Here is an 18,818-nt window from a genome sequence, read left to right as displayed (position 1 = left end):
TACAAACATACGTTCCTGTTTATGGCTGATTTTAAAGGAGGCGACTCCCTTTGGGGAAGAAACTGGAGGGAAACCGGTTGTTTGATAACAGCCGAATGATGTTGACGGATGAACGGAAACGGGAAGAGATGGAAAGGATGCTGTCGCTGTCGCTGCGTGAGCATGTTCGAGTGACGGTTGTTTGGTACGATTCGGTTGAGGAGTTGCAGCAGAGCGGATTTATCACCTCCATTCATGCCCATTCGCGGGAAATTAAGCTGCAATGGGCAGACGAATGGAAGTGGATCGGGCTGGACCGTATTTTGGAAGTGTATCCCGGTTAGCTTTCGGGACCGCTGCTTTTTTCATATGCGATCAACGTAACCGGATTGCCCGTCAATTGTGCGATGCGGGTTTCGGCATTTTGGATGATTTCGACGGCATCCCGCTGGTCCTCCAGTGCTGCTACTTTGTAGCTGTCGCTGTGTATATCCATAGTTCATCCCACCTTTCCGCAGATTAGTGTTCCCGTCTGGCGATAAAATCATGCGACATTTCACTTTTGCATAGAACGGGGCGTTAAGGGGGAAGATAACAGCGACTCACACTACAAGGAGGTACTCACCTTTGAACAAGCTGATGGCTAGCTTTGCATGCACCGCTGTTTTATCGATGAGTCTGATGGGTGTCGGGTATGCATCGGACGCATCCGCTACAGTTGGGGAGGAAAGTGTCGCGATCCATGGTACCAATGATATGTACCGCGGAGACGGCACAACCTATCCTACAGGCGTAGGGACGCTGCGTACCAACGACAATACGGTTACTCCGCTCGTGAACACAACACGCACCGGCGCTTACCGTACCACTGCAGTCAACAACAACCGGAATAACTACTCTTGGGGTTGGCTCGGTCTGATCGGTCTGTTCGGTCTGGCGGGCATGAGAAACAGAAATCGCGAACACCGTTAATTTTGAAGCAGGACGATGGCCCGTATCGGCGAACCGCTGGTGCGGGTCATGCTTTGTGAAAAAAAAGGGATTGCGCCAAACCCTGAACCATGATATTATATATCTTGTCGCGTTATGCGGAATATGATTTTTTACCCCTGCCGGGGTGGCGGAATTGGCAGACGCACAGGACTTAAAATCCTGCGGTACGTGAGTACCGTACGGGTTCGACCCCCGTCCTCGGCATCCTTGATTTATAAGGGTTTTTTCCGAAAAACCTTGGTTTTCGAAACAGCTTGGGAGAGAACTTTTTATAGAGTTCTCTCCTGTAGTTCTCTCCTTTTTCCGAAGGAGAGAAGAGGAGAAGACCGCATGACTCTCATGTAGTATTGAGGGCAATGCGGTCTTTTTTATTAAAAGATCAGAACATTGCTCATCGTTGATGCAGAAGATAGTTTGGAACTGTACTCTAGATGAGAATAAATGTTTGCCGTTGTAGAATAGTTGCTGTGCCCCAGCCATTCTTGAATTTCTTTCATACTGACTCCATTTGCGAGTAAGAGGCTTGCACAACTATGACGCAGGTCGTGATAGCGAATATGACGTAAACCATTTTTTTTAAGAGTTCTAGTAAAGTTTTGTGTGATATAGCCGGGTTTAACTCGTTGTCCCAACTTGTCCAGATAGATATACTCCTCGTAATCAGTGCAGTAGGATTTACGACATATGGCTTTATTGAGTGCTTGAAGCTCACGAATACGCAGCAGTAATTCCTCAAAGGTTGGCACAAGAGGCAAGGTGCGGCGACTCGGTTTGTTTTTAGTTCGATCCTTTTCAATGATGTGCTCTTTTCCCTCAAAATAAACCGGAGTTACAGTGTGACGAATATTAATCGTTTTGTTTTCAAAATTTATAGCTGTCCACTTTAATCCGACTACTTCACTTCGCCGCAACCCATAAAAAGCAGCAAGAATAACAGCTAGTTCAATAAGTTCACCCTTTACTTTTTCAAACAGAAAATTAATCTCCTGCTTGTTGTAAAAACTACCGACAAAATCATTCTTCTTAGGTCGTTCAATCTTATCTGCCGGATTAGTGTTGATTAAATCATTCTTGAGAGCATGTTTTAGCGCTTTGCGAATATTGGCGTGATAATGGAGAACCGTGTTGGTTGTCACTCCATTTTCGTCAAGCTCATACTGATAGTAATCTTGTATATGACTTGGTAATAATTCTTTGAGAAAGAAACCCTTTTCTTCAAAGTAAGGGACCACATGATTAGTTATAACATTGTGGTAGGAAGCGTAAGTGATAAATTCAACCTTGTGTCTCATCATTGCTAGCCACTGAAGCATGAAGACAGAAAATAGGGGGCCCTGATCAACTGGCTCTTCGGCTGGCATTTCTTCGATAATTTCTTCAACTATCAGTTCTTTCTCAGTAGCATTTAAAAGAAGACTAAATTCCCTCCTTGTCTCTAATAGCAATGCTTCTGCTCTTTTTTTGTTTCCTTTCACCGTAAGTCCAGTAGGAATCCACTTTGGTTTTCTCTTACCTTCTTCATCCTTGCAATTCAAGACCATATAAAAAAGACCCTTTTTTTCTTGTAGGTGGCCTGCTACCATGAGTATTCCTCCTTCATAGCAGCCCGCATTGATCCTACCATTGACGCATTAATTATAACACGTAAAGAAAGCGTGATTCAATGCGGTAAAGCGTCGAAGTGGGGCCGTTCAAATGTAAAAGTAAATAGATTTAGATATAACAAGATATTTATTTTTGGGATTTTATAGTTTCGTCCAATTTTGAAGTGACTTATTTTATTTTCTTGCAGAAGCTTGTAGGCAGTCTTACTACTTATTCCGCCTAGCATTTCACACATTTCTGGGATATTGACTACGTCAGGATAATGCTGAAATAAAAGATCATACATAACTTGTTGATTAATATGACTAAGTGTAGATTGATTCATAATCTAACCTCCACTTCAGTTGTTTAGTTGATGAAACAAAAAAATGGTAATGATAGCTATAAGGGAATAAGGCAAAGAACAGTAGTTATTTTGTTGAAGGAAATATTCCAAACTGTCGTTGGTTAAGCGACATCATAGCTCCTCTATTAGAATGAAGCTCCCCCTCATCCGAGCAGGCTGCCCCCAATGCCGTGACGCTGGCCAGGCAGAAGTATCATTATCCCTCTTGCAGGTCATTGCGAATCTATCCACCATAGATAGATTTTAGCCGGAAAGTAGTCGCTCTAATCTGGAGGAGGATCAATTTCATGATCTGCTTCAGGTTGTCATGGCGCTTCCGCTTCGTCGCTTCCGTGTTTACGGATACAAGAGTAAAGTGTTTGAAATATAATTATAAGTTGTCAAAGGACAACGAAGAGGATCTCTCTCACTACAACATTGAATACTCTTCATTTATAAAATGGAATTATTTCAAAAAAAGGCAACCCTATTGCCAAGAAAAGCATGAGAATATGTCAATTAATCCAGTGAAATCGTAAAATGAAAAGTATAATTTACATTGATAATTTGGCTCAGAATCTAGACATTATTTTTAGTGACTATATCTAAAAAGGTCAAAACGACGAACGGCTAAAATAAATTCAATTATCAAATGCTGTTTACAGTCTTCATTAATGTTACCATTTTGTCTTGAATATTTATTGATAAGTGGCTCATAACGTTCAATAAGTTCTACTACAGCTTGCTGGTTACCATTTTGAGCTAATTCAATTAAATCAATTACCTCGTTCATGTGTTATCCCCTTTTATTAATGTATTCGGGGCAGTATAAGGAGCGGGGATTTAGTTTTCAGTATTTATATTAATCTGATTTTTAAGCTTTAATAAAATGTTAGTTTTAGATTTGGAAATAGCCTGTCTTGTCACTCCAATGGTCTGGGCAATTTGCAGATCAGTTTTGTCTTGATAGTATTTCAGATACAATATTTTTTTCTCAAAAGTGCTTAAATTTCCTATTGCTTGAAAAAGAATTTCATAATCTTCGACTCTAGTTGGAATAGTTGTATAGATGTTAAAAGTGATATTTACTCCTGAAGTAATATCGTCAAGTGATTTGGTTCTGGAAGAATCTCGATAGATTTTTTTGAAATAGTCTCTACTAGCATGCTGAAGGCATAATTTAACGTAGCTACTAAATCCTTTTTCAACGGCTAAGTGGCTATGATTAATTCTCAATATTAACACCTCCTCTCATTATGCAAATGGGGAAAAAACAAGAAAAAGGCAACCTTGAAACAAAATAATGAAAAAAATGTAATATAAAGTATAAAAATTCGGCTGATAGACTTATGGGGTGTATGTATAAATACTCTGGTTGCAACTAAAATTATTCGTAGTAGATTTCTTCTTTAAGAGACGTTAATACTCAACTTTTTAGTATCTATGGAATTTATATGGAATTTATATGTAATTTTATTTGTTAACAAAAAATAAACGTCTGCTTAAACGGTAAAGACCGTCAGCAGACGTTTATTTAATGATTTTACTTACCCGTGAAACAAGTTTAATAGAGACCTATAGAACTCCATTGCATTTTCATGTCAGAGTTTAAATTCTGAATTTAATCCATTTTAAGTTGCTATTTTGCTTTTACATATCGATCAAGATCAAAACGGCGGATAGCTAAAATAAACTCAATTGTCAACTGTTGCTTGCAATCCTCATTGAGAATTCCATTTTGTCGTGAATACTTATTGATTAATGGTTCATAACGTTTAACAAGTTCTGCTTCAGCCTGTTTATCTCCTCTCTGTGCTAAATGAATTAGATCAATAATTTCATTCATGATTTTTATTCCTCCTTTGTTCGGTCTTTTATGATTAAATAAAAGGAGGGTATAATACTGAGTAATAGTGATTTCCATTATAATATAATCTTTCTCAGTATTGTGTGCAAACGTTTGTGCAATTTGAAGAATTGTATCTTCTACCTGCTAGTGTTCTTTTTGAAAATAGGAGGAACGTATTGATTAATTAATTCACCAGTTCATTTTCGAGGAGAAAAACATGAAAAAGTCGAGTCTGAGTTCTCGGATCATAATAGGATTTATTTTGGTAACCGTTCCGTTATTTTTTCTGCTCGTAATCAACAATGGATATTCTATGAAAGTCGTTCAAAAACAAGTGGCGGGCTCCAATAAAAATATGGTTGGTGTTAATATGGACCAGATCGATCAACGATTGACCGAAGCGGAAAAATACCTGTTAAAGTCATCTCTGCTCGATGTAAATTCACTCTCACTCGGATCTTATCCTGTGGGAAGTAAGGAATCCGCCTACAATGAAGTTAACATCTTTACCACGCTCACTCAGAGTATAACGTATTACTCGGATTTGAATGCTTTTTTTGCCTACAATTCCAAAACCAAGACGCTGATCTTTGCAGCTCAACAAAATATAGAATATATGCGCAAAGAGGCAATACGAACGAAGTTGACAGAAATTATGGAAAATCCAGAAATTCAACTGGCGCTCACCCAGACATGGATTATATCTAATATCGGTGGAGAATATGCGTTATTCCGGATTATGGAGACAGGTGAGAAATCTTATCTAGGAGTATGGGTAGATTTGAACCGTTACTTGAAGCCATTTAATAATCTCAATTCTGACAGTCTTAAGGGACAACTACTAATAGCCTCCTCCGACGGCACAATACTGGCAAATGTGGAGGATTCAAGTTTAAGCCAAATTTCTTCCGCCGATTTACAGCAGGCCCTGACGGAAGACAACAAATTGTATAGTCTGATGAAATACGGAGACGACCGTTCGGAGATCATGGTGGTGAGCCGGAAATCGCAGATTGCCGATATTTATTTGGCTGTGCTATTGCCGGTAAAAAGCTTACTGGAGCAGCTCCCGCTCTTTCAGTATTTGATATATATTACGCCAGTACTTGCGATTGTTATTTTAGTCATCTTTTTGTACTACATTCGCCGTTCGATTGCGCTGCCTGTTCATCGGTTGCTTAAAGGCATGCAGAACATGAGGTCAGGTAACTTCATGTTGCGTCTTGAGCCGTCCACCTTGACCGAGTTCAACAATATCAGTGAAACCTTTAATGCGATGTCGGGTGAAATCGAGGATTTGAAGATTGATATTTATGAAGAGAAGCTGAACACCCAAAAAGCGGAACTGCGGCATTTGCAGGCGCAGATTCATCCGCATTTCTTTACGAATTGCTTGAATTTAATTTATAGTCTTGCACAGGTAAATAATATTGAACAGGTACAGAAGCTGACACTGCATCTGGCTCAGCATTTACGATTTACAATCCGTACGAATGTTACATCCGTTTCCTTACAGGAGGAATTGGATCATATTGAGAATTATTTAATCATTCAGAAGGTCCGGTTTCCCGATGGATTTGAATATCGCATAAAGGGAGTTCAGGATGTGCTATCCTTTCAGCTTCCGCCATTGACAGTGCAGCCATTTGTGGAAAATGCCATACAGCATGGATTCAATTATATCGATGAAGAACCATTTACCATAGAAATCAGCACACATGTTGAAACCTATGGAACTATTCTTGGCACAGTTCAGGATTACCTGGTAATCAAGGTTTCGGATAACGGGATTGGCTTTAATGCTTCTATTTTGGAAAAGCTGCAATCCGGTGAATATTTCCGCGAGGAATTCGACCGCCATATCGGTATCAGGAATGTGCACCACCGTTGCAATTTATTTTATGGTGCCGAGACCAGTATAAAATTTGCAAACAACCCGCAAGGCGGGGCTGAGGTTACTCTTAAGCTGCCAGTTGAGAAAGTTGTGCCGAAGGAGGATTTAGAATGTTCAGAATATTAATTGTTGATGACGAAATCCATGCTGTAAAGGGAATCGTGGATGGGGTGAACTGGGAACGGTTAGAAGTATTTGAAATACATGAGGCTTATAATGCCCAGCAGGCCAAAGGAATCTTAGATCACGAGCCCATAGACTTGATGATCTGCGATATTGAAATGCCAGTGATGAACGGGTTATCCCTGCTAGAATGGGCGAACACCGAGCATCCTGGTCTGAAGAGCATACTCCTTACCTGCCACGCGGAATTCAAATATGCCCAGCGCGCACTGCAACTGAGAGTCCGGGATTATTTGCTTAAGCCTGTCATTTATGAAGAGATGGAGAAAGTGGTAGCCAATAATCTTGGTGAGATCCGGGAGAAGCGGAATTTGAACACACAAGCGGAAATTTTCAAAAAGTATTATCAGCTGTGGCATCAGCAAAAGCCGGAACTGATAAAGTCGTTTTGGCAGGAGATGATGAACGGAAACGGCAATCTGCAGCAGCAGAAATTGGAGCAGACCATACGTACATTTGACCTACCACTGGCCGCCAAAGATAATCTGCTGCTTATTCTCTTGAGTATTGAGGAGTGGAAGAAGCAATTCAGTGCCTTTGATGAAGAACTGATGGGTTATGCGCTCCGTAAAGCGGCCGAAGAGGTTATCCTTCCGGATCATGCCGGCCATGTCATCAAAGATGAACTGGGCAATATGCTGATTATTCTTTATTTGGAGGACAAAGAGAATCCCGGGTATGATCTATGGAAAGGGCGGTGCGCCGAGTATATCGAGGCTTGCCAGGTATACTTCTTCTGCTCGGTCTCTTGTTATATAGGTGAGGTTTCCTCCATTAAGGATATTAGCCTGAAATATCATGAACTGCTGGAAATGGAGTATTCCAACATCACCCGGCATCAACAGGTTTTGTTTTATTCGGAGCAAATAGATAGCGATAAAGAACCAGGTGGAATTTCATTTCTGCATTGGACAGAGAGTCTGGAGTCCGGCGATATGCAGCAGATCGAACTGCTCTTAAACGAAACCTATGACTGGATCAGGCAGCAGCATGGCAAGCGGGAGGCTTTGACCAACGTATTTCATGGGCTGCTGCAGGTTATTTATTATGTGCTGCTGCGTAAAGGGATATCTCCTGACATTCTATATGATCAAGGCCTAACTTCAGACCCTTTGGAGGTCACCAGATCTTCAGCCCATCTAAAGCAATGGATGGAGGGAATTCTTCGGGCTGTTATAACGTTAGCAGAACCCGGAAGAGCAGAGCCGCTGAACAACAGTATCGTCGCCAAGATTCAGAACTATATTTTGGTCAATTTGCACCATGAAATCACCAGGGATGAAATCTCGAATGTCGTACACTTAAACCCGTCCTATTTATCCAGATTATTTCGTATGAAGACGGGGATGTCGCTGTCGGAATATATTCTGCAGAAAAGAATGGAGCGTGCGGCAGAGTTACTGACAACGACCAAAGACAATATCAGTCAAATCGCCAATTCTCTTGGGTACGATAATTTTTCCTATTTCGCAAAAATGTTCAAAAAGGTTTATCAGGTGTCGCCGCAGGAGTTTAGGAAAGCTCTTTAGGGGCAACCCAATGCCGGTTTCTTCGGAAGCCGGTTTTTTGTCGTATTATCGCGAAAGATGCAGATAAAGAGGTAACAATTGTTGTATCAAGACGTAACCCCAGTGGTAGGGGGAACGCTGTAGAACCTTTATAATTCAATACACAGGGAGAAACGTAATACCCAAACCATACAGACTAAAAGAAATACTAGGAGGGGAATAACATGATTGATGCGAGGCAAATTACAAGCGAGTTTATTAACGAGCCTGTTAAGAAGAGAAGTACAATATGGAAAAGAGTACGCCAGCACCGTGCCTTATATCTAATGATGCTGCCGGCCATATTATATCTGCTAATTAATAATTATCTGCCAATGTTCGGCGTAATTATTGCTTTTAAAGACATCAACTTTACTAAAGGAATTCTACACAGCGAATGGGTAGGGTTCGCCAATTTCAAATATTTGTTCGCAACAACGGATGCTTATGTTATCACTAGAAATACGATTTTGTATAATCTAGCCTTTATCATCATTGGATTAATTACTTCGGTTGGCATAGCGATTCTTCTCAATGAGATCCGGTCAAAAATCAGCAGATTTTATCAGAGTGCTCTGCTACTTCCCTATTTCATATCCATGGTTATCGTAGCTTATCTGCTGTACGGAATGCTTAATCCTGAATACGGATTTATGAATAAGACCATCCTTCCTTTGCTCCATATCGACCCAGTGTATTGGTACATGGAGCCTAAGTATTGGCCGCTGATCCTTATTCTGGTCAATGTATGGAAAGGTGTCGGTTATTCGGCAATTGTCTACATTGCATCTATCGTCGGCATTGATCAGGAATACTATGAAGCGGCAAAAATTGATGGGGCTACCAAATGGCAGCAAATCAAGCATATCACTATTCCTTTGCTGGTTCCGATCATGACCATTATGACACTATTGGCGGTAGGGAGGATTTTCTATTCCGATTTCGGTCTTTTCTACCAGGTGCCGATGAATTCAGGTCCCTTGCTGCCTGTCACTAACACAATTGATACCTATGTCTATCGAGGGCTTATGCAGCTTGGAGATATATCGATGGCCTCTGCAGCCGGATTATATCAGTCCTTGGTAGGGTTTTTGCTGGTGCTGCTTTCTAATTATGTCGTGCGTAAAATTAACCGGGACAACGCGCTTTTCTAAAGAGGGGGATATCGTTATGAACAAAAAAGAGAAAGAATCGTGGGTGATCCATCTGTTTTTTGGAATCACTTCATTATTAATGATTTTACCGCTGCTCCTGGTGCTAATCGCGTCTTTAACGGATGAACAATCGATACTTGCCAATGGGTATTCCTTTTTCCCGGAGAAATTTAGTCTGGATGCATACCATTATCTATTCATCTTGGACCCGGGTGTCATATTCCGTTCGTACGGGGTCACCATAATTGTAACTGTTGTGGGTACGATTGTGAGTCTGCTGCTTACAGCAATGTTGGCTTATCCGCTTTCGAGAACTACTCTTCCTTTCCGCAATGCCTTTGCCTTCTTTGTTTTCTTTACCCTATTGTTTAATGGAGGCCTTGTGTCCTGGTATTTGGTCTACGCCCGGTTTATTGACCTTAGAGACACGGTCTGGGCGTTGATCATACCCGGTCTCCTGCTGAATGGGTTCAACGTTCTGATTATGCGAACCTTTTTCACAACAACGATCCCACCGACGATGATCGAAGCCGCGCATATTGACGGGGCCGGCGAAGCAAGGATTTTTGCCCAGTTTGTCGTGCCTTTATCGAAGCCGGTATTTGCTACGATCGGTCTCTTTAATACCATTGCCTACTGGAATGACTGGTATAACAGTCTGGTGTTCCTGTCCAGGGCTAAGTTCTTCAGTCTCCAGTATATGCTTAACATGTCTTTATTAAATATTCAGTTCCTGTCGCAGAATTCCCAGAATACCAACGCCGCCTCGCTTATGCAATCTACCCCCCAGGAAACGATGCGTATGGCGATGGCGATCATCGGAATCGGACCCATCCTGCTGGCGTATCCGTTCTTCCAGAAGTATTTTGTGAAAGGTCTGACCATCGGTGCCATCAAGGGTTGACCGGAAGTTCTGAAATCGGTTACCGGCCCACGGTTGCCGCTTGCAGAGAGTTTCGTACATTATATAGATGAACAGGGAGGGTTTAATGTGAAAAAAAGGTATATTTCAACGCTGTTTGCCTCAATGATGATGGTCTCTTTGGCACTGTCCGCATGTTCGGGAAATACGAATAATTCACCGGACAACACTGGAGCAGCACAAGGCAACAATCCGGATGAAACAGCGGGCGGACTTAAGCCTTACCATCTGGTAATGGCTTTCCCGGGCAGCACACCCAAGGATCTGGATGCGGTAAATGAGGCGATGAGCAAGTATTTGCAGGAGAAAATCAACGCCACAATAGAGCTTCGGCCGATTGATTGGGGCGCATGGAACGATAAAACCAATCTGATGTTTGCTTCCCAGGAGCCCTTTGATGTGATATGGACTTCTTCGTGGCAAGGTCTTGGCCAGCAAGTAGCCAAAGGGCAGATAATTCCGGTAGATGACCTGATAAACTCCTATGGTAAAGATATTAAGCAAATCATTGATCCTGAAGTGGTTGAGGGCGGGAAAATTAACGGGAAAATATATGGCGTGGTTACTAACAAGGAGTTCGCCTCCACCCGGGGCATCGTCATGCGCAAAGACTTGGTAGAGAAATACGGCATCGACACAAGCACTTTGAAGGAACTCAAGGATTTCACGCCAGTCTTTGAAAAAATTAAAGCCGGTGAAGCGGGAATGACTCCTATTGAGGCGGAAGCGAACAATTCACCTTTGACACAAATGCTGCAATATGACGGTCTGGGAGATGGGCCAGGAGGGGTCGTACGGGGAACAACTGATCTCAAGGTTGTGAATATGGTTGCGACTCCAGAGTATATGGATCTGGCCAAGTTGATGAACGAGTGGTACAAAGCGGGTTTTATCAACAAAGACGCCCCTACACGAAATGACGGTGTGGCCAATGCAGTAAAGGCGGGTAAAGCTTTTTCTTATGCCGTTTCCATGAAACCAGGAATTGAACTGCAAGAATCCCGTAATACAGGAATGCCTATGGTTGCTGTAGAGCTGACTCAGCCGTTCATGACGACAGGCGATACTACAAGTTCCATGCTGGCGATTCCAACTACGTCATCTGACCCAGAGCGGGCGATGATGTTCATTAACCTGCTTTATACGGATAAGTATTTAATTAACCTTCTGAACTGGGGCATTGAAGGCACGCATTATACCAAAGTGTCAGACAATATCATTGATTATCCGCAAGGTGTGACTTCGGCAAATTCAGGCTATAATTTGAACCAATCCTGGATGTTTGGAAATCAAATGAATACCTATCTGTGGAAACAGGAAGACCCCGATTTATGGAGTAAGTATAAGACTTTCAACGAATCAGCGGAGAAGTCCCCTGCCTTGGGCTTTGTGTTCGCTCCGGATTCAGTGAAAAACGAGATTACTGCGGTCAACAACGTAAGCCAACAATTTTCACCTGTTATCGTCACCGGTGCTGTAGATCCAGCGGTAACAATTCCCGATTATTTGAAGAAGCTGGAGGCAGCCGGTGTTGACAAGATTATCGCCGAGAAGCAGCGCCAGTTGGATGAATGGGCTAAAACCAATAAATAAGCTCAAATAAAAATATAAGAAATAGGAGTGGAGAAAATGGCAAAGGATACACAAAAATCATTGCGTAATCAAGTTATGTATTCAGTTTATGTCCGCAATCACAGCGAAGAAGGAACATTCAAGGCAGTAGAGAATGATCTGGACAGAATCAAAGAACTTGGAGTGGACATTGTTTGGCTGCTCCCTGTTCATCCTACCGGAGAAAAAGCGCGCAAAGGTGAACTGGGCAGCCCATATGCCAACCGAGATTACCGCAAGATCAACCCTGAGTTCGGTACGCTGGAAGATTTTAAAGGGCTTGTAGAGGCCATTCATGATAAAGGAATGAAGTGTATTATCGATGTGGTGTACAATCATACTTCACCTGATTCCTGGCTGGCAGTTAATCATCCTGAATATTTCTTTAAAAAGCCGGATGGCACAATGGGTAACCGTGTCGGCGAATGGGATGACATTGTAGATCTGGATTATAATCAGGCCGGATTATGGGAATATCAGATTGAAACTCTGAAGATGTGGGCTGGAATTGTGGATGGCTTTAGGTGTGATGTGGCACCGCTGTTGCCGCTAGATTTTTGGCTCCGCGCTCGTGAAGAAGTAGGAAAGGTCAGGGCAGATTGTTTGTGGCTTAGTGAGTCGGTGGAGCCAGAATTTATTATTGATCTACGGGCAAAGGGAATGATTAACCTGTCGGACTCTGAAATTTTCCAGGCGTTTGATATATGTTACGACTACGATATCCATAAATATTTCAGAGGTTATCTGACAGGGGATTATAAGCTAAGCTATTATGCGGAGAAAATTAACATGCAGGAGTACATTTATCCCGATAACTATGTCAAGCTGCGCTATCTGGAGAATCACGACCAAGCGAGAGCCAAGGAAATCATACAGGATGATAATGATCTAATTAACTGGACTGCTTTCATTTATTTTCAGAAGGGAATGACGCTGATCTATGCCGGACAAGAAACTGAAAATGATTTTCGTCCGGATTTGTTCAATAAGGATACTGTGAACTGGAATACTGGCAAAGATATCTCGGCACTTCTTAAATCACTCTATCCGATAAAGAAAAAAGAAATTGTCGCGAAAGGCAGCTACCATGTCACTGCACTGGATGAAGAAGATATCCTCGTAGGAACCTATACCTTGAATGAGCATAAAATGATGGGTGTATTTAGTGTGAAAAGCAAAACAGCAGAGGTTGAAACCGGTCTTCCGGACGGTTCATATCAGAATTTAGTGGATGGAAGTAACGTCTTTGTTAAAGAGGGAAAACTGCTCTCGGAAGGAAAGCCTATCATTATTGAACTCTAAAAATGAAGGTCTGAATACACGAATATAGCTATGAGTATTTCCTATCTCGGCTTGTACCTATATACGAGTTCCCATAATGGAATTCTGGGTCGCAAGCCGAGATTTTTTTGTGAAAAACATTTTGAAATCTCAAAATATCTATGCAGAAGCTGTAACAATTATTTGCTGGGGAAAGTAACAATTATGGCAGGCGAAAAAACATCAAACATTTATAATGTTGAAAAAAGAGCTTTCCAGGGCAAATTGAATGTTGACACTATGATGATATCGGTTTTATAGTTAGGAGCAATATACAGATTCAAATATAGTCATTTGTTAAAAGAAAGTGCTTGAAGATTAAGTTCGAAGTTAAAATGGCGTTGTCCTTTAAGCGAACCTAAGCCGCTTTTCGGGCAAGGCTTTTTTCATATGGCCATTTATATTTAATTTCCAAAAAAGGCAGAGGGAGCAACAAACGAATGACTTTAAAAAGAAGAATTTTCTTGCTGTTTTTATTTAGCTCACTGGCTCCTTTTTTAAGTATTTTTATCATTTCCTATTATACGATAGATTCTATTTTTGTGAATAAAATCGATAATGGGATCAAAAGCAATTTAAAACAAGTGACGTTCTCCCTACAAAATTCGATAACTAACTTAAATCATATTACGCAGCAATTATCTTACGGAGGCACGATTGGGAAACAGCTGGATGAGGTATTGCAGTCTAATCAGAATCAATTTCAACGCATGGAATCCAGAAATGAGTTAATGAGTGAGCTGAATGTTGTTACCTTCACCAACCCGAATATAGGATTAGTCCTATATTATTTTCAAGATAGCGGTGAAAGCGAGTTTGAAAACTTCCCTGTCAAGGATCACTTCTCACCTGCGTCTCTACCGGTGCTTTCCCGCTCGTATGGGATTTCTTACTTTGGCCCCCATGAGAGTATGAACCAATATGACGATCAGCTTGTTCTTTCCGCACTCCGGAAGGTGGAGCTGCCGAACCGGGATGATGTGTACATCTACGTTGAAAGCGGTCTTAATCTCACTCAGAATATTCTTGAAAATGATCAGTACGACGGTGCATTGTCCCATCTTATTTTGGATGGAAGCGGTCAAATTGCTTACAGCGAAATTTCGCAAATTTTTGGGAAAGGAACTGAAATTCCAGACCTGTCAAGCGGTCAAATGGAAGGGGAATTCCACGGGTATCATTGGTTCAGGGCGCGTTCGGATCAGGATTGGAGTGTCGTTTCGGTTATTACCCAATCGGATTATCAACACGAAAAAAATCAGTGGCTCTTACAGATTCTGTTGGTCGCCTTGTTTTTCCTTGCTTTAACTCTGCTGCTAGCCTGGCTGCTTTGGAAGATGGTCTACCGTCCGCTGAACCTTTTTCATGCAGAGATTCATTGGATGTCGCAGAATCCCCAGTTGGTCAAGCGGCAAACCTATACCCGGATTCCGGAGTTCGATCTTTTGCTGAATGAATTTTCGGACATGGGCAAACAAATCGGGTTTTTGTTCAAGGAAGTAGAGCAAAAAGAGAAGAACCGGATAGATCTCGAGGTCGAGAAGCTTCTATATCAGATCAATCCCCACTTTTTAATGAACACACTGAATACTGTGCACTGGCTTGCTGTCATGAACGGACAGGATGAGATCGACCGGCTGGTCCAATCCTTGAATAAATTATTGTATTACAATCTGGGGAAATTAGGACAGGTTTCAACCATGAGGGAAGAAATTGATGCGCTTCGGCAATATTTGATTTTGCAGCAAATCCGGTATGATTTTGAATTTGATGTCCGTATTTCTTTGGACGAGAAGGTACTCCAAATTCCGGTGCCCCGCTTTATACTGCAGCCCTTGGTTGAAAATTCACTTTATCATGGGTTGAGCGATGAGGGTTATATTCAAATTGAAGTCAAACTCGATGACGATATTCAAATTTCGATTCAAGACAATGGAGCAGGGATGTCAGAGGAAACGATTCAAAACCTTCTGAATAACCGGACGGTGGAGCAAGGAAAAGTTGGAATGGGAATCGGCGTCAATTATGTGAACCGAATGTTAAAGGCCCAGTACGGAAACAGGGCAAAGCTAGAAATAAAAAGTGAAATGGGTAAGGGAACAAAGGTTTTACTTATTTTGCCCATTGCTGGAGAGGAGGTTTCAACATGATCAACGTTCTAATCGTCGATGACGACAAGTTAGTCCGCAAAGGGCTAATCTCAGCAATGCCCTGGAATGAATTTGGAATGCAGGTTGTAGGTGAAGCCGGCAACGGAGGAAAAGCTTTGGAGTTTATGGAAACTCAGCAGGTTGACTTGCTGTTGACCGATTTGGGGATGCCGGTAATGTCAGGAATTGAACTGATGAGACATGCCAGGCAGCGTTATCCCCGCCTCCATATCGTTGTATTGACGCTGCATCAGGATTTCGACTACATTCAAGAAGCGCTTAGGCTTGGTGCCATTGACTATATCGCCAAAGTACAGCTAGAGAAGGAGCAGTTCGAAGAGGTTCTTGGGCGGATAACGGACCGTATGCAGAATATGATGGAACTGAATCGGAAAAAGATCCATTTGGATGATGTGAACACTCGCTATGAACAGGCCTTTGTGCTGCAGTCCATGGACCATGAATCACACCAGTGCTGGGCCGATGAATTTGAACTGCATCTGGAAGAAGTACAATTAGAGGTCGAACGCAATTGTATGCTCTGGGCCGCTCCAAAGAGTAAATCTGATGAATTAGGTGCGAAGCTGTCCGAGCTTGTACCTGCGGTGCCAGAAGGATCACTGCTCGTTCTGCAGGATATTTATAACTTGACCTGGAAAGAAATTCAGACATGGATTCTGGACTATACAAAAGTATTGTTTTACGAGTACTCTCCGGATCGTCCCTTCGTTTCGGTTTCTATGACAGAGGATATTAAGCAGCCGGCAGAAACGAAGGATGAAGATGTAAACAAGATCAAGGAGATTTGGATTTCCGCCCCGTGGTCCTATAATGATACTGTTTATGAGCAGCTTCTACTGGATCTTAAGTCTGCCAGACTAAATAAAAGCCAGCTGATGGGCGTGCTCTACTCTCTGGTGATGGAATGGAATCATTTATTTGCATACACGAAGATAGGTAAAATTGCTATGATCCACAACTTCCATTCCTGGCATCAGGTTAGGCAATGGATGGATCAGACTCGGGAGACGATTCGAAAAGCGGCCGAACGCACGGTTTATTCACCGGAGATTGTCGATTGTGTAAGAAAAGCTGTATTGATTATGCGCAGCGAAATGAATCAAGCATTTACCGCCGCGGAATTGTCCCTGCGTTTTAATATCAGTCGAAATTATTTCAGTCAATGTTTCAAAGATTTGATGGGCAAGACCTTCAATGAATATTCCCGCTCAATCCGAATTGAAAAAGCCAAGGAATACTTGCTTAACACGAAACATAATGTGGCATGGATTGCCGAACAGACCGGATATGCCGATGAAAAATATTTCAGCAGGACGTTCCGCGAACTTACCGGTATGCTTCCAAGTGAATATCGGCAGGCCAACCGAAATGCGCCACAGAGTTAGATGAACCGAAAAGAGGGAGAGCGATGATAAGGAAGGTCGCAACGGTTCTTGCCGTTTCCATATTCATACTGACAGCATGCTTCAATCATCCGCATCCATCGGATCAACAGGCTTCAAATGAAAACCCGAAACAAACTTCGGTAGCACTTCCCTTTGCTAAGTACTCTGAACCGGTTACTATTTCTTTGGGATATACTGTAGACCCCAGCATGAGGTCAGTTCAAGGAAATACGCTCGGAAACAATCCTTGGAGAACCGCGATGAAGGAGAAGCTCAACATAGAGCTTAAGATTGCCTGGATGGTCTCCAAGGAGAACTTTGACCAGAAGATAGACTTGGCCATTGCCAGCAATGATCTGCCAGATGCAGAGATCGTGGGCCGTGAACAGCTTAATCAGATGGTGAAAGCGGGCGAGCTTGAGGATTTGACAGAGGTGTACAATACGTTTGCTTCGCCCGAAATAAAGAAAATTATTGATAGTACCAAGGGACTTGCTATGGATCAAGTTACCTTTAACGGAAAGATGATGGCTGTTCCATCTGTTGCAACGGAAGATTTCAGCATGCTGTGGATTCGTCAGGATTGGTTGGACAAGCTTGGACTGGCACCTCCTAGATCGATAAGTGAACTGGAACAGGTAGCAAAAGCGTTTGTGGAACAGGACCCGGATGCGAACGGCAAAGCGGACACCATTGGCTTAGCCGCAAATACAGGGTTATATAATGATTTTAATGGCGGTTCATTTGCCTTTGATTTAACACCCCTTTTTTCTGCTTTTGGTGCGTATCCCGGATATTGGCTAAAAGGAGCGGATGGCATGCCGGTTTATGGTTCCACCCTGCCGGAAACAAAAAATGCTCTGGCCCTGCTGAGTGACATGTACGCCAAGGGTTTGATTGACCCCCAATTGGGAACCCGTAAAGCAGCTGAAGAAGTTGTGGTTAACGGAAAAGCAGGAATGTTTTTTGAAGGTTTCTATGGAGGATATTGGCCCTTGCCAAGCGCCTGGGAAAATGACCCGAGAGCCAACTGGCAGGCCTACGCTCTGCCTCTTGATGCAGACGGGAAGTATAACATTAAGGTCTCCAACCCTTCCGACTCATTTCTGGTTGTACGCAAAGGGTATGCGCATCCGGAGGCTGCAATTAAGATGAATAATCTTTATTTCAGAGATGAGCCGGAATACGGAAATGAATTCATGCTGATCCGCAACTTTTTTGCTCCGGTGGATGAGGCTGCCTATGAAGCTGAGGCAGTGCAGCAAATACTCGCGGGCAGCAAGCAACCGGAGGATTTTATGGATAGGCCTGAGTATAAGCTGCTTAGAAACAGCGTGCTTTCCATTAAAAAGGCCAAACTGGAGCCTTATACTAAACTCGATATCCAATATTGGAATCAGGGTGATGAAAGTTTCATGCGTGCATATTCCCTGCTTGTTGGCGGCAGAAACTTTTCAGATCCAAATCTTAACAGAATAGAAAGTCTGACTTATACACGTTCTGTAACGGCCGAAAAAGCTTGGAGGACATTATCCAAAATGGAGAATGAAGCCTTCTTAAAAATCATTCTAGGTTCTGCGTCTATTGAATCCTTTGATCAGTTCGTACAGATGTGGAAAGAACAGGGGGGCGAAAAAATCACAAATGAGGTTGCCCAAAGCTTGCAATGAGGGCAGATTAAAAACTAAAAGGAAATTCTAAAAATGTCGCAAACACAAGGCGTTGACAGTGTTTAGCGACTTTTTTAATTTTATCAGACTTGTAAAGTTAGAGATATGCACAGTAAGAAGGGGGACAGATGGCTGAAGTGTTCGTGTTCCTGCCCTTTTGAGACTGCAATTTGTGCTCATTTCTCTAACCTATCAAGGGTATTACCTCTA

At 42.3% G+C, this 18,818-nt stretch carries 17 protein-coding genes and 1 tRNA gene; 12 read left to right on the top strand and 6 right to left on the bottom strand.

What is annotated here, in order from left to right; translation table 11 throughout:
* The first annotated feature begins 50 nt into the window (after window positions 1-50).
* On the top strand, window positions 51-323 hold the full coding sequence (locus tag PSAB_RS17205) for a YolD-like family protein (RefSeq protein ID WP_025335829.1): 273 nt from the start codon (window positions 51-53) through the stop codon (window positions 321-323).
* On the opposite strand, the gene PSAB_RS25990 is transcribed toward PSAB_RS17205, so the two are convergent.
* Entirely contained in the window at window positions 320-475 is a 156-nt protein-coding gene (locus PSAB_RS25990) for a hypothetical protein (RefSeq protein ID WP_193373902.1), read from the bottom strand. The genes PSAB_RS17205 and PSAB_RS25990 overlap by 4 nt on opposite strands.
* A gap of 131 nt (window positions 476-606) precedes the next feature.
* Between PSAB_RS25990 and PSAB_RS17200 the strand changes: the two genes are divergently transcribed.
* Together PSAB_RS17200 and PSAB_RS17195 are read left to right on the top strand one after the other, a co-directional pair.
* Window positions 607-951, top strand: a complete 345-nt coding sequence (locus PSAB_RS17200) for a WGxxGxxG family protein (RefSeq protein WP_025335828.1) — start codon at window positions 607-609, stop codon at window positions 949-951.
* 139 nt (window positions 952-1,090) lie between these two features.
* Window positions 1,091-1,176, top strand: a tRNA-Leu gene (locus tag PSAB_RS17195).
* A 167-nt stretch (window positions 1,177-1,343) separates the two neighbouring features.
* Here PSAB_RS17195 and PSAB_RS17190 read toward each other — a convergent pair.
* The 5 genes from PSAB_RS17190 to PSAB_RS17165 all read right to left on the bottom strand — a co-directional run bounded on the left by PSAB_RS17190 (window position 1,344) and on the right by PSAB_RS17165 (window position 4,748).
* Window positions 1,344-2,555: a tyrosine-type recombinase/integrase gene (locus tag PSAB_RS17190; RefSeq protein WP_025335827.1), complete on the bottom strand. Its 1,212-nt coding sequence runs from the start codon at window positions 2,553-2,555 to the stop codon at window positions 1,344-1,346.
* 77 nt (window positions 2,556-2,632) lie between these two features.
* Window positions 2,633-2,902, bottom strand: a complete 270-nt coding sequence (locus PSAB_RS17185) for a helix-turn-helix domain-containing protein (RefSeq protein WP_025335826.1) — start codon at window positions 2,900-2,902, stop codon at window positions 2,633-2,635.
* 592 nt (window positions 2,903-3,494) lie between these two features.
* Entirely contained in the window at window positions 3,495-3,695 is a 201-nt protein-coding gene (locus PSAB_RS17175) for a helix-turn-helix domain-containing protein (RefSeq protein WP_025335824.1), read from the bottom strand.
* A 50-nt stretch (window positions 3,696-3,745) separates the two neighbouring features.
* Complete coding sequence (locus tag PSAB_RS17170; protein ID WP_025335823.1) at window positions 3,746-4,138, bottom strand: sigma-70 family RNA polymerase sigma factor; 393 nt, start codon at window positions 4,136-4,138, stop codon at window positions 3,746-3,748.
* Window positions 4,139-4,541: 403 nt separating this feature from the next.
* Window positions 4,542-4,748, bottom strand: coding sequence for a helix-turn-helix domain-containing protein (locus tag PSAB_RS17165; protein WP_025335822.1), 207 nt, complete (start codon window positions 4,746-4,748; stop codon window positions 4,542-4,544).
* A 316-nt stretch (window positions 4,749-5,064) separates the two neighbouring features.
* Between PSAB_RS17165 and PSAB_RS17160 the strand changes: the two genes are divergently transcribed.
* From PSAB_RS17160 to PSAB_RS17120, 9 genes are all read left to right on the top strand, one after another.
* Window positions 5,065-6,771, top strand: coding sequence for a sensor histidine kinase (locus PSAB_RS17160; protein ID WP_158442599.1), 1,707 nt, complete (start codon window positions 5,065-5,067; stop codon window positions 6,769-6,771).
* Entirely contained in the window at window positions 6,756-8,357 is a 1,602-nt protein-coding gene (locus PSAB_RS17155; protein WP_025335820.1) for a response regulator transcription factor, read from the top strand. Before PSAB_RS17160 ends, PSAB_RS17155 begins: the two co-directional genes overlap by 16 nt.
* Before the next feature lie 203 nt (window positions 8,358-8,560).
* The gene (locus tag PSAB_RS17150) at window positions 8,561-9,529 is read left to right on the top strand and encodes an ABC transporter permease (RefSeq protein WP_025335819.1); all 969 of its coding nucleotides are present in this window, start codon (window positions 8,561-8,563) and stop codon (window positions 9,527-9,529) included.
* A 16-nt stretch (window positions 9,530-9,545) separates the two neighbouring features.
* Complete coding sequence (locus PSAB_RS17145; RefSeq protein ID WP_025335818.1) at window positions 9,546-10,433, top strand: carbohydrate ABC transporter permease; 888 nt, start codon at window positions 9,546-9,548, stop codon at window positions 10,431-10,433.
* Between the two features lie 87 nt (window positions 10,434-10,520).
* Window positions 10,521-12,044 (top strand): ABC transporter substrate-binding protein, encoded by a 1,524-nt coding sequence (locus tag PSAB_RS17140; RefSeq protein WP_025335817.1) that lies wholly within the window; start codon window positions 10,521-10,523, stop codon window positions 12,042-12,044.
* A gap of 36 nt (window positions 12,045-12,080) precedes the next feature.
* The gene (locus PSAB_RS17135) at window positions 12,081-13,364 is read left to right on the top strand and encodes an alpha-amylase family glycosyl hydrolase (RefSeq protein ID WP_038596009.1); all 1,284 of its coding nucleotides are present in this window, start codon (window positions 12,081-12,083) and stop codon (window positions 13,362-13,364) included.
* Window positions 13,365-13,822: 458 nt separating this feature from the next.
* A complete protein-coding gene (locus tag PSAB_RS17130) occupies window positions 13,823-15,532 on the top strand; it encodes a sensor histidine kinase (protein WP_025335816.1) in 1,710 nt (569 codons plus the stop codon).
* A complete protein-coding gene (locus PSAB_RS17125; protein ID WP_025335815.1) occupies window positions 15,529-16,938 on the top strand; it encodes a response regulator transcription factor in 1,410 nt (469 codons plus the stop codon). The genes PSAB_RS17130 and PSAB_RS17125 overlap by 4 nt, the downstream gene beginning before the upstream one ends.
* A gap of 23 nt (window positions 16,939-16,961) precedes the next feature.
* A complete protein-coding gene (locus PSAB_RS17120) occupies window positions 16,962-18,608 on the top strand; it encodes an extracellular solute-binding protein (RefSeq protein ID WP_025335814.1) in 1,647 nt (548 codons plus the stop codon).
* Window positions 18,609-18,818 lie beyond the last annotated feature (210 nt).

The sequence above is a fragment of the Paenibacillus sabinae T27 genome (assembly GCF_000612505.1).
In the GTDB taxonomy this organism is placed as follows: domain Bacteria; phylum Bacillota; class Bacilli; order Paenibacillales; family Paenibacillaceae; genus Paenibacillus_AQ; species Paenibacillus_AQ sabinae.
The sequence above is the reverse complement of the archived record's forward strand: the minus strand, read 5'-3'. Positions and strand labels throughout refer to the sequence as shown.

What these genes read in the sequence shown, in the direction of transcription:
- PSAB_RS25990 (WP_193373902.1), bottom strand. Translation starts at nt 475, where the DNA reads ATGGATATACACAGCGACAGCTACAAAGTAGCAGCACTGGAGGACCAG.
- PSAB_RS17190 (WP_025335827.1), bottom strand. Translation starts at nt 2,555, where the DNA reads ATGGTAGCAGGCCACCTACAAGAAAAAAAGGGTCTTTTTTATATGGTC.
- PSAB_RS17185 (WP_025335826.1), bottom strand. Translation starts at nt 2,902, where the DNA reads ATGAATCAATCTACACTTAGTCATATTAATCAACAAGTTATGTATGAT.
- PSAB_RS17175 (WP_025335824.1), bottom strand. Translation starts at nt 3,695, where the DNA reads ATGAACGAGGTAATTGATTTAATTGAATTAGCTCAAAATGGTAACCAG.
- PSAB_RS17165 (WP_025335822.1), bottom strand. Translation starts at nt 4,748, where the DNA reads ATGAATGAAATTATTGATCTAATTCATTTAGCACAGAGAGGAGATAAA.
- PSAB_RS17160 (WP_158442599.1), top strand. Translation starts at nt 5,065, where the DNA reads ATGAAAGTCGTTCAAAAACAAGTGGCGGGCTCCAATAAAAATATGGTT.
- PSAB_RS17155 (WP_025335820.1), top strand. Translation starts at nt 6,756, where the DNA reads ATGTTCAGAATATTAATTGTTGATGACGAAATCCATGCTGTAAAGGGA.
- PSAB_RS17150 (WP_025335819.1), top strand. Translation starts at nt 8,561, where the DNA reads ATGATTGATGCGAGGCAAATTACAAGCGAGTTTATTAACGAGCCTGTT.
- PSAB_RS17145 (WP_025335818.1), top strand. Translation starts at nt 9,546, where the DNA reads ATGAACAAAAAAGAGAAAGAATCGTGGGTGATCCATCTGTTTTTTGGA.
- PSAB_RS17135 (WP_038596009.1), top strand. Translation starts at nt 12,081, where the DNA reads ATGGCAAAGGATACACAAAAATCATTGCGTAATCAAGTTATGTATTCA.
- PSAB_RS17130 (WP_025335816.1), top strand. Translation starts at nt 13,823, where the DNA reads ATGACTTTAAAAAGAAGAATTTTCTTGCTGTTTTTATTTAGCTCACTG.
- PSAB_RS17125 (WP_025335815.1), top strand. Translation starts at nt 15,529, where the DNA reads ATGATCAACGTTCTAATCGTCGATGACGACAAGTTAGTCCGCAAAGGG.
- PSAB_RS17120 (WP_025335814.1), top strand. Translation starts at nt 16,962, where the DNA reads ATGATAAGGAAGGTCGCAACGGTTCTTGCCGTTTCCATATTCATACTG.